The organism is Pseudomonas aylmerensis (assembly GCF_001702265.1).
Taxonomy (GTDB): Bacteria; Pseudomonadota; Gammaproteobacteria; order Pseudomonadales; family Pseudomonadaceae; genus Aquipseudomonas; species Aquipseudomonas aylmerensis.
The window spans coordinates 1-25,784 of sequence record NZ_MAUE01000040.1; the positions used below are offsets into that span (position 1 = coordinate 1).

General features: G+C 63.7%; 20 protein-coding genes. 3 read left to right on the forward strand and 17 right to left on the reverse strand.

The window, feature by feature from the left end:
• Positions 1-727: 727 nt before the first annotated feature.
• From BBG20_RS24095 to BBG20_RS24125, 7 genes are all read right to left on the reverse strand, one after another.
• The gene (locus BBG20_RS24095) at positions 728-2,368 is read right to left on the reverse strand and encodes a BatD family protein (RefSeq protein WP_065907885.1); all 1,641 of its coding nucleotides are present in this window, start codon (positions 2,366-2,368) and stop codon (positions 728-730) included.
• Positions 2,365-4,104, reverse strand: coding sequence for a tetratricopeptide repeat protein (locus BBG20_RS24100; protein WP_065907890.1), 1,740 nt, complete (start codon positions 4,102-4,104; stop codon positions 2,365-2,367). Before BBG20_RS24100 ends, BBG20_RS24095 begins: the two co-directional genes overlap by 4 nt.
• Positions 4,101-5,189 carry a vWA domain-containing protein gene (locus BBG20_RS24105; RefSeq protein WP_065907891.1) on the reverse strand — a complete coding sequence of 363 codons (1,089 nt, stop codon included), beginning with the start codon at positions 5,187-5,189 and terminating at the stop codon, positions 4,101-4,103. The genes BBG20_RS24100 and BBG20_RS24105 overlap by 4 nt, the downstream gene beginning before the upstream one ends.
• Positions 5,182-5,676 (reverse strand): DUF4381 domain-containing protein, encoded by a 495-nt coding sequence (locus BBG20_RS24110; protein WP_065907893.1) that lies wholly within the window; start codon positions 5,674-5,676, stop codon positions 5,182-5,184. Before BBG20_RS24110 ends, BBG20_RS24105 begins: the two co-directional genes overlap by 8 nt.
• Positions 5,673-6,605: a DUF58 domain-containing protein gene (locus tag BBG20_RS24115; RefSeq protein ID WP_049712996.1), complete on the reverse strand. Its 933-nt coding sequence runs from the start codon at positions 6,603-6,605 to the stop codon at positions 5,673-5,675. Before BBG20_RS24115 ends, BBG20_RS24110 begins: the two co-directional genes overlap by 4 nt.
• A 5-nt stretch (positions 6,606-6,610) precedes the next feature.
• A complete protein-coding gene (locus tag BBG20_RS24120) occupies positions 6,611-7,570 on the reverse strand; it encodes an AAA family ATPase (protein ID WP_017739127.1) in 960 nt (319 codons plus the stop codon).
• A gap of 802 nt (positions 7,571-8,372) precedes the next feature.
• A complete protein-coding gene (locus BBG20_RS24125; RefSeq protein ID WP_065907894.1) occupies positions 8,373-8,726 on the reverse strand; it encodes a hypothetical protein in 354 nt (117 codons plus the stop codon).
• A 493-nt stretch (positions 8,727-9,219) separates the two neighbouring features.
• Here BBG20_RS24125 and BBG20_RS24130 point away from each other — a divergent pair, with 493 nt between their 5' ends.
• Positions 9,220-14,088: an NAD-glutamate dehydrogenase gene (locus tag BBG20_RS24130; protein ID WP_065907896.1), complete on the forward strand. Its 4,869-nt coding sequence runs from the start codon at positions 9,220-9,222 to the stop codon at positions 14,086-14,088.
• A gap of 48 nt (positions 14,089-14,136) precedes the next feature.
• Here the strand turns inward: BBG20_RS24130 and BBG20_RS24135 are convergent, their stop codons facing one another.
• The gene (locus tag BBG20_RS24135) at positions 14,137-14,748 is read right to left on the reverse strand and encodes a hypothetical protein (protein ID WP_065907899.1); all 612 of its coding nucleotides are present in this window, start codon (positions 14,746-14,748) and stop codon (positions 14,137-14,139) included.
• Between the two features lie 145 nt (positions 14,749-14,893).
• Between BBG20_RS24135 and BBG20_RS24140 the strand changes: the two genes are divergently transcribed.
• On the forward strand, positions 14,894-15,472 hold the full coding sequence (locus tag BBG20_RS24140) for an LOG family protein (RefSeq protein WP_065907901.1): 579 nt from the start codon (positions 14,894-14,896) through the stop codon (positions 15,470-15,472).
• Between the two features lie 137 nt (positions 15,473-15,609).
• Here BBG20_RS24140 and BBG20_RS24145 read toward each other — a convergent pair whose 3' ends face one another.
• From BBG20_RS24145 to BBG20_RS24170, 6 genes are all read right to left on the reverse strand, one after another.
• Entirely contained in the window at positions 15,610-18,024 is a 2,415-nt protein-coding gene (locus BBG20_RS24145; RefSeq protein WP_158267385.1) for a TonB-dependent siderophore receptor, read from the reverse strand.
• 94 nt (positions 18,025-18,118) lie between these two features.
• Positions 18,119-19,048, reverse strand: coding sequence for a FecR domain-containing protein (locus tag BBG20_RS24150; protein WP_065907904.1), 930 nt, complete (start codon positions 19,046-19,048; stop codon positions 18,119-18,121).
• Positions 19,045-19,581, reverse strand: coding sequence for a sigma-70 family RNA polymerase sigma factor (locus tag BBG20_RS24155; RefSeq protein WP_065907906.1), 537 nt, complete (start codon positions 19,579-19,581; stop codon positions 19,045-19,047). The genes BBG20_RS24150 and BBG20_RS24155 overlap by 4 nt, the downstream gene beginning before the upstream one ends.
• Before the next feature lie 72 nt (positions 19,582-19,653).
• Complete coding sequence (locus tag BBG20_RS24160; RefSeq protein WP_065907908.1) at positions 19,654-20,340, reverse strand: GntR family transcriptional regulator; 687 nt, start codon at positions 20,338-20,340, stop codon at positions 19,654-19,656.
• Positions 20,341-20,357: 17 nt separating this feature from the next.
• Positions 20,358-21,059, reverse strand: coding sequence for a FadR/GntR family transcriptional regulator (locus BBG20_RS24165; protein ID WP_065907910.1), 702 nt, complete (start codon positions 21,057-21,059; stop codon positions 20,358-20,360).
• A gap of 169 nt (positions 21,060-21,228) precedes the next feature.
• Positions 21,229-22,554: a C4-dicarboxylate transporter DctA gene (locus tag BBG20_RS24170; protein WP_177343961.1), complete on the reverse strand. Its 1,326-nt coding sequence runs from the start codon at positions 22,552-22,554 to the stop codon at positions 21,229-21,231.
• Positions 22,555-22,771: 217 nt separating this feature from the next.
• Here BBG20_RS24170 and BBG20_RS24175 point away from each other — a divergent pair, with 217 nt between their 5' ends.
• Positions 22,772-23,401 carry a DNA-3-methyladenine glycosylase I gene (locus BBG20_RS24175; protein WP_065907914.1) on the forward strand — a complete coding sequence of 210 codons (630 nt, stop codon included), beginning with the start codon at positions 22,772-22,774 and terminating at the stop codon, positions 23,399-23,401.
• A gap of 54 nt (positions 23,402-23,455) precedes the next feature.
• On the opposite strand, the gene BBG20_RS24180 is transcribed toward BBG20_RS24175, so the two are convergent.
• The 3 genes from BBG20_RS24180 to pdxR form a co-directional block, all read right to left on the reverse strand.
• Positions 23,456-23,857: a cupin domain-containing protein gene (locus tag BBG20_RS24180; protein ID WP_065907916.1), complete on the reverse strand. Its 402-nt coding sequence runs from the start codon at positions 23,855-23,857 to the stop codon at positions 23,456-23,458.
• A gap of 96 nt (positions 23,858-23,953) precedes the next feature.
• On the reverse strand, positions 23,954-24,235 hold the full coding sequence (locus BBG20_RS24185; RefSeq protein ID WP_065907918.1) for a putative quinol monooxygenase: 282 nt from the start codon (positions 24,233-24,235) through the stop codon (positions 23,954-23,956).
• An 84-nt stretch (positions 24,236-24,319) separates the two neighbouring features.
• Positions 24,320-25,753, reverse strand: coding sequence for a MocR-like pyridoxine biosynthesis transcription factor PdxR (pdxR, locus tag BBG20_RS24190; protein ID WP_065907920.1), 1,434 nt, complete (start codon positions 25,751-25,753; stop codon positions 24,320-24,322).
• Positions 25,754-25,784: the final 31 nt, after the last annotated feature.

A 25,784-nucleotide genomic window follows, 5' to 3' on the forward strand; every position in this document is an offset into this window, starting at 1 on the left:
GTGACTGACACGCCGCTTTCGCGAGCAAGCCCGCTCCCACAATTTTGAACCGTGGCCACTGTTGCCCAGCGATGCTTCACGGATCTCGACGCCAACCGCGTCTAGGCCAATGACGGCCATGCGCTGCGAGTCCTTCACGGGCGACGAAGTTCTATCCCGCTTGCGCTAACCCATGTGGGAGCGGGCTCGCGAAGGCGGTGGGTCAGTCAGTGCAGGGGGGACTGATAGACCGCTTTCGCGAGCAAGCCCGCTCCCACATTTTTGACCCGTGGCCACTGTTGCCCAGCGATGCTTCACGGATCTGGACGCCAACCGCGTCTAGGCCAATGACGGCCATGAGCTGCGAGTCCTCCACGGGCGACGAAGTTCTGCCTCGCTTGCGCTAACCCATGTGGGAGCGGGCTTGCTCGCGAAGGCGGTGGATCAGTCAGTGCAGGGGGGACTGATAGACCGCCTTCGCGGGCAAGCCCGCTCCCACATTTTTGACCCGTGGCCACTGTTGCCCAGCGATGCTTCACGGATCTGGACGCCAACCGCGTCTAGGCCAATGACGGCCATGAGCTGCGAGTCCTTCACGGGCGACGAAGTTCTATCCCGCTTGCGCTAACCCCTGTGGGAGCGGGCTTGCCCGCGAATGCGCTGGGTCAGTCAAATCACCAGTGACTGACGCGCCGCTTTCGCGAGCAAGCCCGCTCCCACAGGGTTTTGTGGTCTGGCTGAGTCCGGCTTACTTGGGGTACAGCGGCGGCAGGCTGGTGGTATCGGTCGCCGGATCGAGTTCACGCTCGGCCATCGGGATGGCCTTGATCGCGCGCCACAGGTCTTCGCCCAGCCAGTACTGGCCGCTCTCGCTGTACAGCGCGCCATTCAGGCCATCCAGCGCATCCGATAACGGCACAAAGCGCGCGGCCATGTCCGCCAGGGTTTCCGGCTGCTGGCGCGCCCAGGCGTCCAGCGCCTGGCGCGTGGCTTGCGGGTCGTTGGCCTGGGTGGCGCGCTTGAGGTCGTCGAGCAGGGAGCGCGGGCTCGGGCCGGTTTGCGCCGCGCGCAGCACCGCCGGCTGCCAGCGTGCACGCCACCACAGGCCGAAGCCCAGCAAGGTGGTGCAGGCCAGGATCAGCGTACTCAGTTGCCACAGCCACAGGCGGCTGTCGTCCGGAGCGGTGATGATCGTCGGCGTGGCGGGGGTGTCCACCACCAGGCTCGGGTTGTTCGCCACTTGCAGGGTGCGCGCCGGCAGGCTGGTGCGTTCCAGATGGTCCTCGTGGGTGTTCCACCACACCACTTCGACGGCGGGCAACTCCAGGGCGCCGACGCGATTGGGCACCAAGGCTTCACGGTCTTCACGGCTACCGATCAGGCCGCGGTCGTTGGTCTGGTTGCCAAGCACCGGCTGGTCCGGGTAACGCCGCAGGCCGTTGATGTCGGTGCTCGGCAGGGCCGGCAGTTGCGCACTGGACAAACCTTCGGCCTTGACCGTGAGGCTGCGGGTCAGCGAGTCACCGACCTGCACGTGTTCGGGCTCGGGGTTCCAGCTTTCGCTCAAGGTCAGGCTGCGTGCCGGCAGCCAGGCGGCGTCGGCGGGGTAGAGCTCCGGCTTGGGTTTGACCGTCAGCGACAGGGGCGTCGAACTCACGTGGATCAGCTTGCCGGGCTTGGTGCCCTGCAAGGTGTTTTCCTGTGGCGGACGCGATTCCACCAGGGTCGCGCTGAAGGTCTGGGCGGGAACCTCCAGGGCGCCGCTGTGCTGCGGGTAGATCGCGTAGCGGGTTTCGATCACGCCATGGCGAATGCTGTTGATGACTTTCTCGTAGGTGCGCGACTCGCCCAACTGCTCGACCCGCGCATCCGGGATCTGCAACGGCGTGAGGCTGCTGTCGTCATACAGCGACACCGAGTGGTACACGCGCACGGTCAAGAGTGCCTGGGCCTGCACGTACACGCTGGTCTGGTCGAGATTGGCCTCGACGAACACCGGCGCCAGTTCCGCGCTGCTGTCCTGGCTGGTGGTTTCGACCACTTGCAGGCTGATCGGCTGGGTCTTGTACTCGCCCACTTGCAGGGGCGGGATCACCACGGTGCCGTTTTGCTTGGGCAGCAGGGTGATGATCCAGCGCGTGGTGGCGTGGTTGTCGCCGCCCAAGGTGGTGAGCTGGTTGAGTTGGCGCGTGCCGCTGACTTCGAACTGCTCGTCCAGCGGCGACAGGTCGGGTTTGCCGAACTGGGTGACGTCGCTGGATTCCACCGTCAGCTCTACCGTCTCGCCGGAATTGAGGCGGCTGCGGTCGACACTGGCGACCAGGCTCGCCGCCTGGGCGTGGCCTGCCGACAGCGCGAGCAAAAGCAGTAGGGTCGTGCGGCGGCTCATCGAGTCTTGTCCTGATGTTGTTGCTGTTCGTACCAGAATTTACGCCGCAGCAGTTCGCCGGGGTTGTCCGGAATCTCCCGCAGCCACTGCTCCAGAGCCTGGCGATGTTCACCGTCGAGGCTGGCGTCGGCAGGGCGCAGTGGCGGGGTGGTGGTCTGCTCGTCCCCGAGTTCGCTGCCCGGTACTTCGTTACCGCCGGGTTGTGGCGTGGCGCCGGCCTTGGTATCACCGGTGCCGGCTTCGCCCTGTCCCTGGGACGACTGCTCGCCACCCGTGGCACTTTGCCCGCTGGCGCCTGGTTGCGCAGTTTGGCCGGGTTGCGTGGTTTCGTCATCCTGGTTTTTTGCAGGTTTTTGCGGCTCGGGGTTTGCCTGTTCCTGCATCAGGGTTTCCACCAGAGCCTTGTTTTTCAGGGCCGGCTGCAGGTCGGGCTGGGCTTCCAGGGCCTGTTCGTAGGCATCGATCGCCGCCTCCAGCTCGCCCGACTTGGCCAGGGCGTTGCCGCGATTGTAGTGGGCGTAGGCGTCATTGCTCTGGGCGAAACGCTTGATGGCCTCGGCATAGTTGCCGGCTTCGTACAGTGCGACGCCTTGCCATTGCGGGTCTTCGAAGTGCTCCGCGGCTTCGGCGGGGCGTTTTTTCTTCAGCAGGTATTGGCCTTGCTGGTCGGGGCGTAGCCACAGGTCCTGCAGGCCGAAGGCATAGCTGGGCTGCGGTGCACCCAACAGCAGCAGCGGCAGGCAGAACAGCCAGCCACGCCGCCCGGCGCAGGCCGCGAGCAGCAACAGCGGGAGCAGCAGCCAATAACCCTGGTCGGCCCAGGTGTCGAGGTGCAGCAGTTGGCCGTCGTTGCGCAGGGTCTGCGGCGGGTCCAGCACGCCGAGCTGGCGCAGGTCTTTGTCGTCCAGGCGCGCGGCGCGGTAACGGCCGCCCATTTCGCTGGCGAAGGCCTTGAGCGTAGGGCTGTCGAGGCGCGGCACCAGGATCGCGCCCTGTTCGTCCTTGAGGAATTCGCCGCTTTCCTGAGTCACCGGCGTGCCTTCGCGGCTGCCGATGCCGAGGATCGACAAGCTCGGCGCCTGGCCGCTTTGCAGCAACAGGCGGATGCCTTGGCGTTCCTGTTTGGACAAGGAAGAACCGATCAGCAACAGCCGGCCCTGGCCCAGGCCACCTTGCTTGAGCAGGCCCAGGGCTTTTTCCACCGCGAGGTCAGCGCGGTGGCCGACTTCGGGCATCAGCGAGGGGCGCAGCGCATCGAGCAGGTTGCGGCTGGTGGCCAGGTCGTCGGACAGCGGCACCAGCGTGTGGGCACTGCCGGCGTACACGACGATGGCGGTTTGCGCATCCGTGCGCGCCTGCAACAGGTCATACAGCTTGCGCCGCGCCTGTTCCAGGCGGTTTGGCGGACTGTCGGTGGCGAGCATCTCCGGGGTCAGTTCCAGCAGCACCACCAAGGGATCAGAAGGTTTCTGGCTCGACTGTTCGACCCGCTGCCAGCTGGGGCCAAGCAATGCCAGCACGGCCAGCAGCCAGGCGATGCCGAGCACCACCCACGGCGATTTGCTTTCGCGGCCATTGCCGCCGCTGAGCAGCACCGCATGAAAGGCCGGCGGCAGGATCATCTGCCAGCGCCCGGCGCGTTTTTGCCGGTGCCACAGTTGCCACAGCAGCCAGCCGAGCAGGGGCAGCAGCAACAGCCACCAGGGACGGAACCAGTGCGGCCACAGGTCGATCATCGACGCCTCCGCAGACGCAGGCGTTTGAGGCGCTGGCGCCATTCGGGATGCTGCTGCAGGAAACGCCCACGGGTCGACAATTTGTTCAACAACCGTTGCAGCGCGTTGTTCGGCCAGCGTTCCTGGATTACCAGCAGCATGCTCAATACCAGTGCCAGGGCCAGCGGCGCGCTGTACAGCGCGAGTGCCGGGCGGGCCTGGGTTGGTTGCTGTTCGACGGGTTCGAGTTTGTCGAGGGTGTCCTTGATCGCTAGCAGCTCTTCGCCGTCGCGGGCGCGGAAGTATTGTCCGCCGGTGGCCTCGGCAATCGCCTTGAGCGCGGGCTCATCGAGGTCCAGGCTCGGGTTGACACCGAGGATACCCAGCGAGCCGGTTTGCTCAGGGTCGGCGCCGATACCGATCGGGTAGATCTTCACGCCTTCTTCAGCGGCCAGGCGCGCGGCGGTCAGCGGGTCGATCTGCCCGGCGTTGTTGGCGCCGTCGGTGACCAGGATCAGCACGCGGCTTTGCGCCGGGCGCTGGCGCAGGCGTTTCAAGGCCAGGCCGATGGCGTCGCCGATGGCGGTGTTCTTGCCGGCGATGCCGATGCGCGCCTCGTCCAGCCAGGTGCGCACGGTGTGGCGGTCAAAGGTCAGTGGCGCCTGCAGGTAGGCCTGGCTGCCGAACAGGATCAGTCCGACGCGATCACCTTCGCGCTCTTCCAGGAAGTCGCCGAGCAGATGCTTGACCAGGCTCAGGCGGCTGACGTCATCGTCCTGCCAGTGCATGTCGGGAAAATCCATCGAGCCGGACACGTCCACCGCCACCAGCAGGTCGCGGCCACTGGCGGCGATTGGCAACGGCTCGCCGAGCCATTCCGGGCGCGCGGCGGCGGTCAACAGCAGCAGCCACAGGACCACGAACGGTGCCTGTTGGCGCCAGCCCGGCAGATTGACACGGGCACGGCGCCGGGCCAGGCCTTCGAGGTCGCTGAGGTAGCTGACCTTGAGGGCCGGCTCGCCGCTGTCGGCCACTGGCAACACCAGGCGCATCAGCCACGGCAAGGGCAACAGGATGAAGATCCACGGCCAGGCGAACTCAAACATGTTTGCGAATCCAGGTGTCGACAGCCTGGGTGAGGCCGGCGATGGCCTTGTCGTCGAGTTTGCATTCGGGTTTGTAGGCGCCTTCGACCAGCACCATCCAGCGCGTCAGACCGGCGGCGGGGCAGCGGTTGTCGAGGAATGCCAGCCATTTGCGGCCGTTGAGGGTGTGGCTTTGGCTGTAGGGGTAGTCGTTGCGGCACAGGCGCTTGAGCAGGCCGTTGAGTTGTTGCAGCCAGGCACCGGCAGGGGCGCCGTCGTAGGGCTTGGGCATCAGCGCCAGCTCCGCCAGGGCGGCGATGCGCAACGGGTCCAGTGGTTGTTCGGCGCGTGCCACGGGACGCCGCGCAGGCAGGAAACGCCGCAGCGACCACAGGCCCCAAGCGAGCAACGGGATGATCACCAGCAACAGCCACCAACCCGGCGCAGGCGGCCAGAAGCCGATGCTCGGCGGCGCGATCAGCGGTTGCAACTGGTCGAGGCTGCTCATTGCTTTTTAACCGGGCGTTGAGGGTTGAGGTACTCGCGCAGTTGCTCGACCATTTCGCTCTGGGTGCTCAGGGGCATCAGCAGGATGCGCAGTTTTTGCGCGAGCAGTTCCCAGCGGGCGATGCGCGCTTCGGCCTGGGCCTTGTAGGCCTGGCGCAGGTCGAAGTTCAGCGTGTCTAGCTCCAGCTGCGCGCCGCGTTCGGCAAAGCGCAGCAGCCCGGCGGCGGGCAGGGCGTGGTCGAGCGGGTCGGAAATCGGCAACAGCAGCAGGTCGCAATGGCGTGACAACAGGCTCAGCTGTTGTTCGGCGCCTTCGGTCAGCGCGCGCTCGTCGCAAATCACGATAACCAGGCTGCCCGGGCGTAGCACTTCGCGGCCCCGGCGCAGGGCCATGCCCAGGGCGTCGGCTTCCGGGCGGCTTTCGGTGTTGAGGCTCTGGTTGACGCGCACCAGGCGGTTGAGCAGTTGCAGCAGGCTTTGCTTGCTGCGTCGCGGCTTGATTTCGTAGTGCTCGCTGTCGCCGAACACCAGCCCGCCCACGCGGTCGTTATGCCCCAGCGCGGCCCAGCCGATCAGGCTGGCGGCCTGGGCGGCGAGCACCGACTTGAACATCTGCCCCGAGCCGAAAAACAGCCGGCAACTTTGCTCGACCATGATGAAAATCGGCCGTTCGCGTTCTTCGTGAAACAGTTTGGTGTGCGGCTCCTGGGTGCGTGCGGTGACGCGCCAGTCGATGGTGCGCACATCGTCACCGGCCTGGTACACGCGCACCTGGTCGAAGTCGACACCGCGCCCGCGCAATTTGGAGTGATGCAAGCCGATCAGCGGGCTGCGCTGGCTGGGGGTGGAAAACAGCTGCACTTCGCGCACGCGGTGGCGCATCTCAATCAATTCGCTGAGTGTGACGCGGATTCCATCGCTTGCGTTCATGGGGTTCAAGCGACGGCAACGACGTCGAGAATGCGTTGCACCACGCGGTCCTGGTCAATACCGGCCGCTTCGGCCTCGAACGACAGAATGATGCGGTGGCGCAGCACGTCGAACAGCACCGCCTGGATATCCTCCGGGCTGACAAAGTCGCGCCCGGCCAGCCAGGCATGGGCGCGTGCGCAGCGGTCGAGGGCGATGGAACCACGCGGGCTGGCGCCGTAGGCGATCCACTCGGCCATCTCCGGATCGAACTTGGCCGGGGTGCGCGTGGCCATGACCAGTTGCACCAGGTATTCCTCCACCGCATCGGCCATGTACAGGCCGAGGATTTCCTTGCGCGCAGCGAAGATCGCCTGCTGGCTGACGCGGCGCTCGGGCTTGGTCTCGCCGTTGAGCGCCTCGCCGCGCGCCTGCTGCAGGATGCGCCGCTCGACGGCGGCGTCGGGGAAGCCGATCTTGACGTGCATCAGGAAGCGGTCGAGCTGGGCTTCGGGCAACGGGTAGGTGCCTTCCTGCTCGATAGGGTTTTGCGTGGCCATCACCAGAAACAGCGGCGACAGCTCGTAGGTGCTGCGCCCGACGCTGACCTGGCGCTCGGCCATGGCCTCCAGCAACGCCGACTGCACCTTGGCCGGCGCACGGTTGATTTCGTCGGCCAGCACCAGGTTGTGGAAGATCGGGCCTTGCTGGAACACGAAGCTGCCGGTTTCCGGGCGATAGATTTCGGTGCCGGTGATGTCGGCGGGCAATAGATCGGGGGTGAACTGGATACGATGGAACTGCGCTTCGATGCCTTCAGCCAGCTCTTTGATCGCCTTGGTCTTGGCCAGGCCCGGTGCGCCCTCGACCAGCATATGGCCGTCGGCGAGCAGGGCGATCAGCAGGCGATCGATGAGTTTTTCCTGGCCGAGAATCTGCGTAGAAAGAAAGGTTCGCAGCGCGAGCAGCGCTTCACGATGTTCCATCGATGACGGTTCCTGGAGAGATGAGCCTGTACGTCTTGCAACAAACGACAGCCTGGGGCGCCTACTTTAATGCATGGCAGGGGGCGGCGACTAACGGCGTGACGAGTATTTTTGGGAAAACTTGTAGGAATTTTGTGTGGGCGCGCAAATTGCTCCTTTGTGCTGTGGCAAGCGGGCTTATCTGGCAATAGGGTCTCTTCTGGCAATAGGGCTTTTTTGTGGTGAGCGGGCTTGCCCCGCGTTGGGCTGCGGAGCGGCCCTAAAACCAGAGAACGCGGTCCCACTGGAGGAATGCGGCGATCTTGATGGGGCTGCTACGCAGCCCAACGCGGGGCAAGCCCGCTCACCACAAAGAGCCCCATTGCCACAACAAGCACGCTCACCACAAGGGTGTTGGGCCGCTGCACCTTCAGCACTTCGTAAGGTTATTACTCAGTGCCTCGGCACTTGCGGCCCAAGCGAGCTTCCGTTGGCGAGCATGCTTCCTGTGGCAATAGGCTCTTTGTGGCAATGGCTTCTTGTGGCAATAGAGCTTGCTGTGGCAATAGGGCTTATTTTGGCAATTGGGCTTGCTGTGGCAATAGGGCTCTTTGTGGTGAGCGGGCTTGCCCCGCGTTGGGGCGCGAAGCGGCCCTAAAACCAGAGAACGCGGTCCCCCTGGGGGAATGCGGTGATCTTGATGGGGCTGCTGCGCAGCCCAACGCGGGGCAAGCCCGCTCACCACAACAGGCCCGCTCGCCACAACAAGCGCGCTCATCACACAACAAGCGCGCTCATCACAACAAGCCCGCTTGCCCGGCCACTACGTCCGGATAAACGTACCCGTGCCTTTGAGGATGTTCTGCAAGGTCGCTTCAACTTCGGCCAGGTCCGAGGCAGCAGTGCCATGGCTGATCTGCAGTTGATCCTTGCCACCCAGTGCATCGGCATCGCCGGCAGCGAGTTCGACCAGCAATGCCGTGTCACTCAGGGTGACTTTCAGGCCGTCCAGGGTCGATGGCTCGTAGTCCCAGGTCAGCTCCACTTCGTCTTCGTCGGGGTAACGGGTGAGCATGAACATCTCGCCGTTTTTGCCGTGGCAGCAGAGCATGGCCATGTTGTCTTCTTCTTCGTCGCACGGAGTGGCCATCAGGGCGTCGGTCTTGATTTGCAGCATGGGGAATCCTGTCTGGGGTAGGGCGTTGCGCGGGCAATTGTGCCATTGCAGCGAATTTTGTGCTGCATGCCGTGTCAGACCCAGTGCATGACCTGACGGGCTGAATCAGTCATTTCCGGTACTCGCAGGCGGGGAAAACACCTGTTTTTCTGCGAAAAAATCCGGGTTGCCCAAGTCGCAACCACTGGCCTGCTTACCGATGACCGAATATGTCGCAGCGTCGCAAGCAGCTGTCTTCCTACAGTCGTTAAGCTGCGCAACGGATGTGCATGTGCCAGGCGCCTGACCTGCCCGTCGTACCGTCACCTGGCAAGGTGCGCATCTTATGGAAGTTGTATGTGACCTCATTGTCTTGTCCAGCTTCACCCACCTGTCACCCTGATTCGTTTAAGGTACTTATCCACTTGTATCGACGAACAGAGCTGACGGTCTCCCCGCAAGGGGATAACACGCGACGCTTCCATCAATAACAAGCCCAAGCGGAGTACCACAGATGGCGTTCTTCACCGCAGCCAGCAAGGCCGACTTCCAGCATCAACTGCAAGCGGCACTGGCGCAGCACATCAGTGAACAGGCACTGCCACAAGTGGCGCTGTTCGCTGAACAATTCTTCGGCATCATTTCCCTGGACGAACTGACCCAGCGTCGCCTTTCCGACCTGGCCGGTTGCACCCTGTCTGCCTGGCGCCTGCTTGAGCGCTTTGATCACACCCAACCGCAAGTGCGGGTCTACAACCCCGATTACGAACGTCATGGCTGGCAGTCGACCCACACCGCGGTCGAAGTGCTGCACCATGACCTGCCGTTCCTGGTCGACTCGGTGCGTACCGAGCTGAACCGCCGCGGCTACAGCATCCACACCCTGCAGACCACCGTGCTCAGCGTACGCCGTGGCAGCAAGGGCGAGCTGCTGGAAATCCTGCCCAAGGGCACCCAGGGCGAAGGCATCCAGCAAGAATCGCTGATGTACCTGGAAATCGACCGCTGCGCCAACGCTGCCGAACTGAACGTGCTGAGCAAAGAGCTTGAGCAGGTACTCGGCGAAGTGCGTGTGGCCGTGGCCGATTTCGAACCGATGAAAGCCAAGGTCCAGGACCTGCTGGCCGGTATCGACGCCAGCCAGTTCGTGATCGATGGCGAAGAAAAAGCCGAGATCAAGAACTTCCTGGAATGGCTGGTGGGCAACCACTTCACCTTCCTCGGCTATGAAGAATTCGTGGTACGTGACGAGGCGGACGGCGGTCATATCGAATATGACGCCAATTCCTTCCTCGGTCTGACCAAGCTGCTGCGCGCCGGCCTCACCGCCGATGACCTGCGCATCGAAGACTATGCCGTTGCCTACCTGCGTGAACCGACCGTGCTGTCGTTCGCCAAGGCCGCGCACCCAAGCCGTGTGCACCGTCCGGCCTATCCGGACTACGTGTCGATCCGCGAGATCGATGCCGACGGCAAGGTCATCAAGGAACACCGCTTCATGGGCCTGTACACCTCCTCGGTGTACGGCGAAAGCGTGCGGGTCATCCCGTATATCCGTCGCAAGGTCGCCGAAATCGAACGCCGCTCGGGCTTCCAGCCCAAGGCGCATTTGGGCAAGGAACTCGCCCAGGTGGTCGAAGTACTGCCGCGTGACGACCTGTTCCAGACCCCGGTCGACGAGCTGTTCAGCACCGTGATGTCGATCGTGCAGATCCAGGAACGCAACAAGATCCGCGTATTCCTGCGCAAAGACCCGTACGGTCGTTTCTGCTACTGCCTGGCCTACGTGCCGCGCGACATCTATTCCACCGAAGTGCGCCAGAAGATCCAGCAAGTGCTGATGGATCGCCTGAAGGCTTCGGATTGCGAGTTCTGGACCTTCTTCTCCGAGTCCGTGCTGGCGCGCGTGCAGCTGATTCTGCGGGTCGACCCGAAGAACCGCCTGGACATCGACCCGCTGCAACTGGAAAAAGAAGTGGTACAGGCCTGCCGCAGCTGGCAGGACGACTACTCCAGCCTGGTCGTCGAAAGCTTCGGCGAAGCCCAGGGCACCAACGTGCTGGCCGACTTCCCGAAAGGCTTCCCAGCCGGTTACCGCGAGCGTTTTGCTGCGCATTCGGCCGTGGTCGACATGCAGCACCTCAACAGCCTCACCGAAGCCAACCCGCTGGTGATGAGCTTCTACCAGCCGCTGGGCCAGGTCTCCGGCCAGCGCGAGCTGCATTGCAAGCTCTACCACGCCGATACCCCGCTGGCACTCTCCGACGTGCTGCCGATCCTGGAAAACCTCGGCCTGCGCGTGCTGGGTGAATTCCCTTACCGCCTGCGTCACGCCAATGGCCGCGAGTTCTGGATCCATGACTTTGCGTTCATCGCCGCCGAAGGCGTGAACCTGGATATCCAGCAACTCAACGACACGCTGCAGGACGCGTTCGTGCACATCGTGCATGGCGACGCCGAGAACGATGCGTTCAACCGCCTGGTACTCACCGCCGGCCTGCCGTGGCGCGACGTGGCGCTGCTGCGTGCCTACGCGCGTTACCTCAAGCAGATCCGCCTGGGCTTCGACCTCGGCTACATCGCCAGCACCCTGAACAACCACACCGACATCGCCCGCGAGTTGACCCGGTTGTTCAAGACCCGTTTCTACCTGGCGCGCAAGCTCACCGCCGACGACCTGGAAGACAAGCAGCAACGCCTGGAGCAAGCGATCCTCACCGCGCTGGACGACGTCCAGGTGCTCAACGAAGACCGCATCCTGCGTCGCTACCTGGACCTGATCAAGGCCACCCTGCGGACCAACTTCTACCAGACCGACGCCAACGGCCAGAACAAGTCGTACTTCAGCTTCAAGTTCGACCCGCGTGCGATTCCTGAGCTGCCAAAGCCGGTGCCGAAATTCGAGATCTTCGTCTACTCGCCGCGTGTCGAAGGCGTGCACCTGCGCTTTGGCAACGTTGCGCGCGGCGGCCTGCGCTGGTCCGACCGTGAGGAAGACTTCCGTACCGAAGTGCTCGGCCTGGTAAAAGCCCAGCAAGTGAAGAACTCGGTGATCGTGCCGGTGGGTGCGAAGGGCGGCTTCCTGCCGCGTCGCCTGCCACTGGGCGGCAGCCGCGACGAGATCGCGGCCGAGGGCATCGCCTGCTACCGCATCTTCATTTCCGGCCTGCTGGACATCACCGACAACCTGAAAGACGGCGCCCTGGTACCACCGGCCAACGTCGTGCGCCATGACGACGATGACCCGTACCTGGTAGTGGCGGCGGACAAAGGCACCGCGACCTTCTCCGACATCGCCAACGGCATCGCCATCGACTACGGCTTCTGGCTGGGCGATGCATTCGCCTCCGGTGGTTCCGCCGGTTACGACCACAAGAAAATGGGCATCACCGCCAAGGGCGCGTGGGTCGGCGTGCAGCGTCACTTCCGTGAGCGCGGCATCAATGTGCAGGAAGACAGCATCACCGTGGTCGGCGTCGGCGACATGGCCGGTGACGTGTTCGGTAACGGCCTGTTGATGTCCGACAAGCTGCAACTGGTCGCGGCCTTCAACCACCTGCACATCTTCATCGATCCAAACCCGAACCCGGCGACCAGCTTCGTCGAGCGCCAGCGCATGTTCGAACTGCCGCGTTCGGCGTGGACCGACTACGACACCAGCATCATGTCCGAAGGCGGCGGGATCTTCTCGCGCAGCGCGAAGAGCATTGCCATCTCGCCACAGATGAAAGAGCGCTTCGACATTTCGGCCGACAAACTGACCCCGACCGAGCTGCTGAACGCCTTGCTCAAGGCGCCGGTGGACCTGTTGTGGAACGGCGGTATCGGTACGTACGTCAAGGCCAGCACCGAAAGCCACGCCGACGTCGGCGACAAGGCCAACGACGCACTGCGTGTCAACGGCAACGAGCTGCGCTGCAAGGTGGTGGGCGAGGGCGGTAACCTCGGCATGACCCAATTGGGTCGTGTGGAATTCGGCCTCAATGGCGGCGGTTCCAACACCGACTTCATCGACAACGCCGGTGGCGTGGACTGCTCCGACCACGAAGTGAACATCAAGATCCTGCTCAACGAAGTGGTGCAGGCCGGTGACATGACCGACAAGCAGCGCAACCAGCTGCTGGCGAGCATGACCGACGAAGTCGGCCACCTGGTGTTGGGCAACAACTACAAGCAGACCCAGGCCCTGTCCCTGGCCGCCCGCAAGGCCTACGAGCGCGCAGCCGAGTACAAGCGCCTGATGAGCGACCTGGAAGGCCGTGGCAAGCTGGACCGCGCCATCGAGTACCTGCCGACCGAGGAGCAGCTCACCGAGCGCGCGTCCAACGGCAAGGGCCTGACGCGTCCAGAGCTGTCGGTATTGATCTCCTACAGCAAGATCGACCTCAAGGAAGCGCTGCTCAAGTCGCTGGTGCCGGACGACGAGTACCTGACCCGTGACATGGAGACCGCGTTCCCACCGAGCCTGGTCGCCAAGTTCTCCGAGGCCATGCGTCGTCATCGCCTGAAGCGCGAGATCGTCAGCACCCAGATCGCCAACGACCTGGTCAACCACATGGGCATCACCTTCGTGCAGCGCCTCAAGGAGTCGACCGGCATGAGCCCGGCGAACGTGGCTGGCGCCTATGTGATCGTGCGTGACATCTTCCATCTCCCGCACTGGTTCCGTCAGATCGAAGCCCTGGACCACCAGGTCTCCGCCGACGTGCAACTGGAGCTGATGGACGAGCTGATGCGCCTGGGCCGCCGTGCTACACGCTGGTTCCTGCGCAGCCGTCGCAACGAGCAGGATGCCGGGCGTGATACCGCGCACTTCGGTCCACACCTGGCCGCGTTGGGCCTCAAGCTCGATGAACTGCTGGAAGGCCCGACCCGCGAAGGCTGGCAGACCCGCTACCAGGCCTACACCGAAGCCGGCGTGCCGGAGTTGTTGGCACGCATGGTGGCCGGCACGACGCACCTGTACACGCTGCTGCCGATCATCGAAGCCGCTGACGTCACCGGTCACGATGCCGCCGAAGTGGCGAAAGCCTACTTCGCCGTGGGCAGCGCCCTCGACTTGCCGTGGTACCTGCAGCAGATCAGCGATCTGCCAGTGGCCAACAACTGGCAGGCCCAGGCGCGCGAAGCGTTCCGCGACGACGTGGACTGGCAGCAACGCGCGATCACCATCGCGGTACTGCAAATGGCCGATGCGCCACAAGACATGGAAGCCCGCGTGGCCCTGTGGCTTGAGCAGCACCAGGACATGGCGGATCGCTGGCGCGCGATGATGGTGGAAATTCGTGCTGCGGTCGGCACGGACTACGCCATGTACGCGGTCGCCAACCGTGAACTGCTGGACCTGGCGTTGAGCGGTCAGTCGGTGCTGCAACCGGCTTGATCCAACCGCTGGACACAAAGCCCCGCATCGTAAGATGCGGGGCTTTTTTTATGGCGTGGCAGTCCCCAGGCACGGCTGGATGACTTTTTTCAGCCCGGTGTTATTGGCTGGCAGTAAAAACGTTGCGGTCAGCGGCTTGCCCCCCTCCTGGGCTGGCGCCAATGACAGTGTCAGGCTTTGACCCCGTGAGGCATCACTGGCCCAGTAGGCGAGTTCGTCGCGGGGCACGGAGCCGCGGAGTACAAAAATCGTGCTGACCTGGAAAACCCCGCCGTGGGTCCACACGCCATTGATCGAGTGATCGACGCTGGCGCGGGTTCCCGTCGTGATGCGCAGTGGTCCGGCTTTGGCGGCACCCTTGCCTTCAAAAGGCGCAACGTCGAAGCCCAGCGACTGCGGGGAGATCTCCAGTTCAATGCCCGCCGATGGGTTCTGCGGGTGACAGCTGATCGCCAGGTTGGCCTTGACGCTATACCCGTCATAGGCACTGGCACCAAACGTGCGGGCCGTCAGCATCGGGCCGTCTGCGTAAGGTTGCTCAAGCAACCAGACGGGGTGTGCCGGGGTGATCACTTGCGTGGCGTCGTCACCGAGATGGGCATGCGCATTGAGTGCTGGAATAAAAGCGCTGGCGATCAGGGTACGGATAAGGGGTCGCATAGGGGCACTCATCGGCAAAGGAATGTTGATAATACGGCCACCCATTCTGCCGATTGCTCGCCGACAGGGCTGTCAGTCAATACGCAAAGAACCTGGCGTGGTTTAATCCACCGGGTACTCAACAACACTCAGCAAGCGAGGGTCTATGCGACTGTGTATTTTTTCCGGCTCAAGCCCAGGCCGGTTGCCGGTGTATGCCGAAATGGCCACTCAATTGGGTGAGGCGCTCGCCAAGGCCGGTATCGGTCTGGTCTACGGCGGCGCTTCGGTGGGTTTGATGGGCGCGGTGGCCGACGCGGCGCTGGCCAGTGGCGGTGAAGTGATTGGTGTCATGCCGGCGTTCCTGGCCGATAAGGAGCTGGCCCACACCGGCCTGGCAGACCTGCGGATCGTCGGTTCCATGCACGAGCGCAAGGCGCTGATGGCGGATCTGTCCGACGGCTTTATCGCATTGCCTGGAGGCATCGGCACGTTTGAAGAGTTGTTTGAGGTGTGGACGTGGGCGCAACTGGGCCAGCACGCCAAGCCTTGCGCACTGTTGAACATCAACGGGTTTTACGATGGCTTGGCCGCCTTCCTCGACAACGTGGTCAGCGAGGCGTTTTTGAAGCCGGTGCACCGCGACATGTTGATTGTCGAACCGAACGTGGAGCGTTTACTGGCGGCAGTGCGCGACTATACGGCGCCTACCGTGGCCAAGTGGATCGAGCGCGAGCAAACCTGAGGCCGCAAGCGCCTGCAGTCGGGTGTGGCGCAGCGACTCTTCGCGACGCCACGTGCTGTTGATCCAGCGCCCCTTGCTGCCGACTTGAGGGCAAACCCGATGGCGCGGGCCTTCGCCATCGGTTGTCAGCGGCTGCCTTACCAGTCGTAGGTCAGCGTCGCGGTCACATTGCGCCGTGGGCCGTAGTAGCACGCGGTGGTGTTGGTGCAGGCGGTGATGTAGTCCTTGTCGAACAGGTTGCTGGCATTCAGCGCGACGCGGGTGCCTTTCAAATCATTGGCCAGCTTGCCCAGGTCGTAATGCACGGCGGCGTCGAACACGGTGACGTTGCCGCTCTGGATACGGTCGCGTGCGGCGGTGGTGGAGACGGCGGAGCTGCCCCACAACACGCCGGTGTAGCGTGCGCCGGCGCCCAGGCCGAGGCCGGTGAACGGGCCGTCATCGAGGGTGTAGTCCAGCCACGCCGACGCCCGGTGGCGCGGGGTGAAGGGCAGTTCGTAGCCTTTATCGGTGTAGGCCGAGGTCACGTAGCCGCTCTGGGTGATTTCACTGTCGGTGTAGGTGTAAGAGGCAATCAGCGACAGGTTGCGGTTCAGTACCGCCTTGCCTTCCAACTCGAAGCCACGGCTGCGCGCTTCGCCGATCTGCACGGTATTGCGCATGTCGAGCGGGTCGGCCGTGGTGAGATTCTTCTGGGTCAGGGTGTAGACCGACGCGGTGATAAAGCTGTCCTGGCCCGGCGGTTGGTACTTCACGCCGGCTTCATATTGCTCGCCTTCGGTCGGCTTGAAGATCGGTGTGGTCGCGCTGACGCTGGTATTGAGCGTCGGGTCGAACGATTGCGAGTAGCTGACGTAGGGCATCACGCCGTTGTCGAACAGGTAGCCGAGCCCCGCGCGCCAGGTGCCTTTTTCATCGTCCTGCTTGATCACGCGGTCGCGTGGCGTCGCGCGGTCCGGGCGGAAGTCGCTGGTGGACGTGGCCCAGTCGTAGCGACCGCCGAGGGTCAGGATCCAGCTATCCAGCTTGATCTGGTCCTGCAGGTAGACGCCGGTCTGCTTCTGGGTCTGGTACATGTCGCGACCCACGTACTGGCCGCTGACGCTGCCGCCGTAAGTGGGGTTGTACGGGTTGATCGGGCTGAACGTGCCGTTGACCACGTCGTTGTCCAGCGCGTTGCGCCGGAAATCCAGGCCCATCAGCAGGGTATGCTCCAACGCACCGGTGTTGAAGCGCGCCTGCGCCTGGTTATCGACGTTGAAGATCTGGATGTTGCGCTTGATGTCGGAGGCCAGCCGATTGAGCACCGGGCTGGTGGCGCTGGCATAGCCGTTGTTGAACGCCGAGCGGTTCTGGATGTTTACCTTGCTCCAGCGCAGGTTCTGGCGAAGGGTCCAGGTGTCGTTCAGATGGTGCTCGAACAGGTAGCCGAGCTGGAAGCTTTCGCGGCGCAGCTGATCGTAATCCGGATCGCCCAGCAGCGTGTCGCTGCCGATGTGGCCCCAGGGCGAACCCTGCTGCGAGCCTTTTTGCGGGTAGTATTGCTCGGTGGTGCCGCCCCAGTCGCGCTGGTATTGGGCAAGCAGGGTCAGCGAGGTGTCATCGTTAGGGCGCCAGGTCAGCGCGGGGGCGATGAAGTTGCGGTTGTTGTCGACGTGTTCGACCTGGGTGCCGCTGTCCTTGACCAGGCCGGTCAGCCGGTAGCTCCACACGCCCTGGTCGTCCAGCGGGCCGCTGAAGTCGAAGCCCAGTTGCTTGAGGTCATGGCTGCCGCCTTGAACCTGCAACTGATGCAAGGGCGTGGTGGTCGGCAGTTTGCTGGTGAGGTTGATCAAGCCACCGGGACGGCTCTGGCCATACAGCATCGAGCTGGGGCCGCGCAGCACTTCCACGCTTTGCAGGCCGTAGGGCTCGGACACGCTGCCCTGGCCACTTTCGCCATACGGCAGCATCAGGCCATCCTGGAACACGTAGGGCGAAAAGCCGCGCACGCGAAACTGCTCGCGGCTGTTGTTGCTGCCGGTGTATTCGCCATAGATACCGGGGGTGTAGCGCACCGCCTGGCTGACGTCCTGTACGGCCTGGTCATTCATCTGCTTGCGCGACACCACCGAGATCGACTGCGCAACTTCGGCCAGTGGCGTATCGGTCTTGGTTGCGCCACGGCCGCGCTTGACCACATAGCTGTTGTCGCCGTTCTCTTCACTGTCGAACGTGTTGGCGTTGATGCTGGTCTCGCCCAGGTTGAGGGTGCCGGAGGGCAGGGGCTTGAGCGTCAATACGCCGCCTTCGGTGGTGTCCAGGCCCAGGCCGGAACCTGACAGGGCGCGGCTCAAGGCCTGCTCAGTGCTCATGTCACCGCGTACCGCGGGCGCTTGCAGGCCGGACACCAGGCTCGGTTCATACACGATTTCACGCGCGCTTTGCTGGGCGATGCGGCCCAGGGTGGTCGCCAGCCCCGCGGGCGGCAAGTCGAAATTGGCGGCGTGGGCCAGGCCCAGGGGGGCCACCAGCAGGGCTAGCGGAAAGAGGGTACGGGTGCAGCGGGACATAACGAGGGCTCCATTGGCGGTCCGCATTCGTGGGCGGTTCATGGGGTATGTCCAGCGAGCATGAAAAAGCGATATAGGCGGATGAAAAAATAATTCAGGCGCGGTCGACGCTGACCCACCACTCGCCATAACGCTGGATGCGCAGCGGCATGGTTTGCGCCAGGGCGGCGAGGGCGCGGTCGCTGTGGTCGAGGGAGAACACGCCGGAGACGCGCATCGGCGCAGCGCTCGGGCTGACGCGCAGCACGCCGCGCCGGTACGGTTTCAACGCGGCGATGACGTCGCCCAGTGCCCAGTCCTGCACGTTGAGCCAGCCGTCCTGCCAGCTGCTTTCGCCGCTGTGGTTGGCGGCCAGGCGTTCAATGCTGTCGTTGAAGCGTGCGCCCTGATCCGCTTTGAGCGTCAGTTGCGCGCCACGGCGGGTGGTGATGTGCACGTCCGGCCCCAGGGCCCAGACGTGGCTGAATGAGGCGTATGCCGCCACCATCAGCCGTGTGCCATTGCCCTGTACCTGGCCAAACGGGGTGCTGATGTTGAAGGGGCGTGGCTCGTGGTGGATGTCGAGGATGATCTTGCCGGCGCGCAGCAACAGCCGGCGTTCGTCCGTGCGCCAATCGATATCCACCGCGCTTTGTGCATCGAGTACCAGGTGGCTGCCATCTGCCAGCCATGTGTTCAGCCGCTCGCCGGTGCCGGTGCGCAGGTCGGCGCCGAATTCCGCCAGTGGCATGCCTGGCTGGCGCAGCGCCTGGGTGACCACTCCGAGTCCGGAGACGGCCAAGGCGCCGCGCAGCAATTGACGACGACTGGGGCGCGGTGCTTGCAAGGCGCGGCGGGCCTGTGCGTCATGGGCCGGCGCCAGGCTGCGTTGCACATGGCTTTGCACGGTATTCCAGGCCTGGGCATTCAGCGGATCGGCCTGCAGCCAATGCTCGAACGCATGGCGCTCACTGGGCAGCAGCGATTCATCGCGCAGGCAGGCACTCCACTCGATAGCTTGTTCAAGGGCGGCGCGCGAACTCATGATTCCAGCAACTCGCGGCAGCACAGGCGCAGCCCCTTGGCCACGTACTGGCGCACGCGAATCGTCGACACGCCCAGCAGCGCAGCAATGTCGGCGTACTTCATGCCATCGATCTGGCTGCACAGGAACGCGGTGCGCGCACGCGGCGACAACCCATCCAGCAAGGCATCCACGGCCATCAGGCTTTCCAGGGTCAGGGCGTGCTCCTCCGGTGAAGGCTCCACCGCTTCGGGCTGGGCGGCCAGCACTTGCAGGTAGGCGCGTTCCAGGTCGCGGCGACGCCAGGTGTCGTAGATCAGCCGCTTGGCAATGGTGGTCAGCAGCGCGCGCGGTTCGCGAATGGTTTGCGGCGCGGGCAGGGCAACGACTTGGACAAACGTCTCGGCGGCCATGTCGGCGGCATCATGACGGCAGCCCAGGCGGGCGCGCAGACGGTCGAGCAGCCAGCCATGGTGGTCGCCAAACAACTGCCTCAGGATCTGCTCACGCAGGGTCGAAGCGTCGGAAGAGGTGAGGGGCGTGGCTGGCGGCATGTTGTAACTGTCTGGGCGGGAATGAGAGCGATTATCAATTATTCGCCCTCAGGTGACAACCGCTCGCCGCGTTCAGTTGAGTTGCAGCAGCTTGGTTTCCAGGTGATCCAGATGCTCGGTCATCAAGCGCACTGCGGTGTCCGTGTCGCGCTGCTCAATTGCATCGACAATCGCCACATGCTCCTCCCACGCGCAGTACGTGCAGGCCTGCGCTTCGTACTGGGCGATGATCAACGACGTCAACGGCACGAGGCTGTTGAGGAACTGCGCCAGCGGCGCGTTGCCGGCCATCGCAGCCAATTGCAGGTGAAACTCGCCGGACAAACGAATCGCCGGGCCACGTTGATCACGCTCGATACAGTCGCGCTCGCGCGCAATCAGCTCGCGCAGCTGGCGGATCTGCCCAGGCGTTGCCTGGGCGCAGGCCAGTTGCACCACGGTGATTTCAGTCATGCGCCGGGCTTCGAGGATTTGCCGGGTCTGCTGGCCATCTGGCGCGGCGACCTGGGCGCGCTGGTTGGGGCGCAGGATGATCACTTGCTGGTGGGACAGCTTGGCCAGCACCCGGCGAATCACGCTGCGGCTCACGCCAAAGGTCTCGCCCAGGCCTTCTTCGGTAAAGCGGCTGGACGGGGCGATGCGTTGCTCGAGGATGGCATCGAACAGCCGTGGGTAGATGTCATCCACCGAGGGCTTCTTGCCGGCCACCAGGCGCAGGGTGGGCAGGACGGGGTCGCGTTGCAAGGCGTGGGCGTTCATGGCCGGTCTCCAAAAAATCAACTGCCCAGGTGGTCGTCCGGGATGTTCAGGCGAATGCCCATGCGCAGGCCTTCCTGCAGGATATGCCGGCGCATTTCGGCGCTGGCCAGGGCACTGTTCTTGTTGCGGATGGCGCGCACCACCGCCTCGTTTTCCTGCAGGCGTTCGGCCAGGTGTTCCGGCGAGTTGCGCAGCACCTGGGCGCTTTGCTTGAGCGCGTTGCTGGTTTGCTGCACCACGTTCTGGAAGATCGGGTTGGAGGTGAGGGCGAACAATTCCTCGTGGAAGCCGATGTAGGCGTTCATGCCCGCTTCGGCGTCACCGGCATCGAGGGCTTCGCGCATGTCCATCAGCGTCAGGCGCAGTTGCCCGACTTCCTTGCTGCTGATCGACTGCGCCACCAGGCCGACGATGAAGGGTTCGAGGGTGTAGCGCAGTTGCAGGATGTCTTCGAGGCTGGCGTCGGCCACGGCGTCGCTGGACTGTGGATCGCTGACGCTGGTTTCCAGCACGACCACGCCTTTGCCGGGCATGGAACGCACCAGGCCGAGGGTTTCCAGCACGATCACGGCTTCACGCAGGCTCGGGCGGCTGATGCCCATCTGTTCGGCCAGTTCACGCTGGCCGGGGAGCATTTCGCCCCGGCGCCACTGGCCCCGCGCCAGGGCGGCGCGAAGTTTTTCGACGACTGAATTGACGACGGTTGAGGTGCTGATCACGTCTACCTCTCCTTTATGTTGCGAATACATTAGCGAGCATGGCGACTCTTGACTGTGGGAGCGGGCTTGCTCGCGAATGCGGTTATTCAGTCAATACATCTGTGACTGACCCAGCGCTTTCGCGAGCAAGCCCGCTCCCACATTTGAACGGTGCCGCTGATGAAACCGGTCAGAACTCCTGGTGCGCGGGCAATACCGGCTTCTTGGCCTGGAAGGCATAGCCTTGCTGGCCGTCGAGCACTTTGTTCGCGCGCTGGATATCGATGTCTTTTTCCCAACGGGCAATGGCCACGGTGGCGACGCAGTTGCCGATCAGGTTGGTCAGTGCGCGGCCGATGCCCATGAACCAGTCCACCGCCAGCACCAGCACCAGGCCGACCACCGGAATCGCCGGGATCGCCGTCAGCGTCGCTGCGAGGATTACCAGCGCGGAGCCGGGGATGCCGTGGGCGCCTTTGGAGGTGATCAGCGACACCAGCAGGATGGTCAGCAAGTCGGTCATCGACAGCGGCGTGCCGGTGGCGTTGGCGATAAACACGATGGCCAGGGTCAGGTAGATCGAGAAACCGTCGAGGTTGAACGAGTACCCGGTCGGAATCACCAGGCCCACGGTGGAGCTGCCGATGCCCAGGTGTTCGAGCTTGCGCATGATCTGTGGCAGCACGGCGTCGGAGGAGGCGGTGCCCATCACGATCAGCAGCTCTTCGCGCAGGTACTTGAGCAGCGGCAGCATGCGCAGCCCCGACAGGCGCATGACCAGGCCGAGGATCACGGCGACGAAGGCAAAGCACGTCAGGTAGAACAGGCCGACCAGGCTGCCCAGGTGTTGCAGGGAATCCAGGCCGTAGGTGCTGGTGGTGAAGGCGATCGCGCCGAATACGCCGATGGGGGCCAGGCGCACGATCATGCCCATGATGCGGAAGATGATATGGCTCAGCTCGTTGATCAGCCGCGAGATGCCGGAAGCGGCTTCGCCAACCAGGTTCAGGGCGCTGCCGAACAACACCGAGAACAGCAGCACCTGCAGCACATTGTTGTCTGCGAAGGCGCCGATCACCGAGTTGGGGATCAGGTCCATCAGGAACTGGCTGGTGCCACGGATATGCTGGCCCTTGTCCGCCAGTTCATTGAGGCCGGCGGAGGACAACTGCTCCAGGTGGATATTGGCGCCGGTGCCGATCCCGGTGCTGAAGGCCATGATCAGGCCGATCACCAACGCGACGGTGGTGAGGACTTCAAAGTAGATCACCGACTTGAGGCCGATGCGCCCGACTTTCTTCAAGTCGCCGGCACCGGAAATACCGCTGACCACCACGCAGAACACAATCAGGCCAATCAGCATTTTGATCAGCTTGATAAAGCCGTCTCCCAGGGGTTTGAGTTGCGAGGAGAATTCGGGAAGGGCGAGGCCGCAGATTATGCCTAGAGCCAGGCCAATCACGACTTGCAGGAAAATCGAACGCGAGCACCATCTGAGCATGGGAGGGATCTCTATTCGGTGCCCTGGTGGTTCCAGGGCTTAATTGTTGTGGTCATACCGGTAAGTCCAGTGCGCGGCCAGTCTACGCCGGGTTTTTTTGAAATAACAAGTCATTCTTGGACGGTTGACAAGTCCCGGTCTGACCAGTTGGTCGCCAACACCGATGCTTGAGCGGTTGGCGGAGGGGAATTTTTTTCGCTTATCATCCGCCGCTTGGCTTTGGAGGTGATGGATGGATAAACCCGGACTGACCACGGATGCAACCGGGCAGACCCACTGCAGTTGGCGCACGGCTGCGCCGCAGTACCCGCGTTACCACGACCATGAGTGGGGCGTGCCGGTGGCGGATGACATCCAGCTGTATGAAAAAATCTGCCTGGAAGGCTTTCAGGCGGGCATGGCCTGGATCACCATCCTGCGCAAGCGCGAGCAGTTTCGCGTGGCATTCGAAGGCTTTGATTTTCGCCGGGTGGCGCAGTATGGCGAGGCCGATATCGAGCGACTGATGCAGGACCCAGGCATCGTGCGCAATCGCGCGAAGATCGTCTCGACCATCAACAATGCGCGCAGGGCGTGTGAACTGGTCGACGAGACCGGTTCGCTGGCGCGCTGGTTGTGGGCGTTCGAGCCCGACGAGACGGAGCGTCCGGCCGTGGTCGACATGGCGTACTGGACCGGCAACCCGACTTCACCGGCATCGGTGCGTTTGTCCAAGGCGTTGAAGAAGCGCGGCTGGACCTTCGTCGGGCCGACCACGATGTACGCGCTGATGCAGGCGATGGGCATGGTCAACGACCACCTCGAAGGCTGCGCGTGCCGGCCCCGGATCGAAGACCTGCGCCGCCAGTTCAAGCGCCCCTGAACCCGGCTGAACCTGTAGGCGCCGGCTCGCCAGCGCCTGCAGTGGCGGGGCGGATTATTGCTTCAGCGGCGTCAGCACCTCGGCCTTGTCATCGAGCACCATCACCACCAGCAGCTTGGCTGGCTGGGTCTGGCTGGCATTGCTCGATTCAAAGTGCCGCGATCCGGCCGGCTCGTAGAACGACTCGCCGACCTTGTAGGTCACGGCCTTCTCATCATTCACTCGCGACGTGATCGCGCCTTCCAGCACATAGGCCACGGCGGTGCCGGTGTGGCTATGCGGCACGGTGGCCTGGCCGGGGGCGTAGTCGACGGTGAGCATGATGGTTTTCTTGCCGGGCACATTGGTCAGGGCGTGCTCCTGCAGCACCTTGATCGATTCCTGGTTGTACACGGGTTCATGGGCGAAGGCGCTGAAGGAGGCGAGCATCAGGGTGGTGGCGAGCAGTCGTTTCATGGCGAAGTTTCCGAGAAGTTCGAGACCTCTTCACCCTACGCCGCGTGCCCCGGCTGACCAATGACCAATCCTGGCAAAGGCCAGGAGACCAATCGCTCAATGGTCGAAGTGCAGGCGGCTGGCCAGTTGTTCAGCGGTGAGCGCGATAAAGCCTTGCAGGGCCGGCAGCTCGAAGTGCGCCAAGAGCTGCGCAGCACACGCCCAGCGGCCCTTGACGGTCCACAGGTCGGGGTCTTGCTGGCTGCGTTGTACGGCATAGTCGAGGCAACCAGGGGCGCTGCGCACGGCTTCGGCGATCTGCCCCAGGCGCTGGCCCAGTTGCGTCGAGCGCCCGGCAGCCGCGCGGACATGAACAGTGTTGAAGGCGCATTCGGTCATGGCGAGGGTCTCCAGAGTCTGGGGGAGTGCACAGGCTAGAGCCTGTTTGCGCCAGCACCAATGTCCAATCCGGCGGAAAAGCCGCTAGCCAATCTGCTGGAGAATGTCGCGCACCTTGTCCAGGGCCGGGTCGATGTCCAGCGTCTCGATCGCCCCAAAACCGATGATCAGGCCCGGGCGTACCGGCGCGTCGTGGAAGAACACGTCGAGCGGGTACAGGCCCACTTCCACCTGGCGCGCCAACTGCATCAGCAGCGCGATATTCACCGGCACTTTGCACAGCGCCGCCATGTGGAACCCGGCCACGGTCGGCACCGCTTCGAACCACGGCGACAGGTCGCCCGCCAGGCGTTGCAGGATGCGTTCGCGGCGCCCGGCGTACACCGTGTGGCAGCGGCGAATGTGCTTGAGCAGGTAGCCTTCGCTGATGAACTTGGCCAGCGCCCACTGGGGCAGGGTCGAACTGTGCTGGTCGGTCAATTGCTTGGCCTTGAGCACCGCGCCGTAGATCGCCGGTGGCAGCACCGCATAACCCAGGCGCAGCTCCGGCAACAGGGTTTTCGAGAAGGTCCCGACGTAAGTCACCAGGCCACGGGTGTCCATGCTCTGCAGCGAATCGGTGGGCCGGCCTTCGTAGCGGAATTCGCTGTCGTAGTCGTCCTCGATGATGATCGCGCCCAGTTCCAGCGCCCGTGCCAACAAGGCTTCCCGGCGCGGCAGGCTCATGGGCATGCCCAGCGGGAATTGGTGCGACGGCGTGACGTAGATCAGGCGCGTGCCGGCCGGGATCTGCTCGACCTGAATCCCTTGCGCATCCACCGGCACACTCGCGACGCTCGCGCCCATGGCCATGAACAACTGGCGCGCGGGGCTGTAGCCCGGGTCTTCCATGGCGACAATGCTGCCCGGTTCCAGCACCACCCGCGCGATCAGGTCCAGGGCCTGCTGCGCGCCATTGGTGACGATGATGTCGGTGTCACGGCAGTTGACCCCGCGTGAAAACGCAATGTGCCCGGCGATGGCACTGCGCAGTGCCGGCAAGCCTTCGGGCTGGCTGTAGAACCCACTGTTCTGTGCGATGCGCCGCAGCGCGTCCTGGGTGCAACGTCGCCATTCATCCTGCGGAAACTGATGGCGGCTGGTGGCGCCGCCGATAAATTCGTAGCGCAAGGTGCTGTCGCGCGTGGGGTGGCGCATGGGCGAGGGCAGCGCCTGCCAGGTCGCCAGGTTGGCAGCGCAGGCCAGGTCGGCGCCGGTTTGCAGGCGTTCGGTCTGCGGTGCGCGGGCGTTGACGAAGGTGCCACGGCCGGTCTTGCCGACCAGCAGGCCTTCGTAGGTCAGGGTCGCGTAGGTGTCCGAGACGGTCTTGCGTGACACGCCCAATTGTTCGGCGAGCAAGCGGCTGGGCGGCAATTGCGCACCGGCGGCCAGGCGTCCGGAACCGATGGCTTCACGCAACTGCTGGTACAACTGTTCGGCCAGATCCTTGCGGCCGTGGATCACGATGTGCAGTTCCATGTTTCACCCAGGAGCATTCAATCTGCGCCAA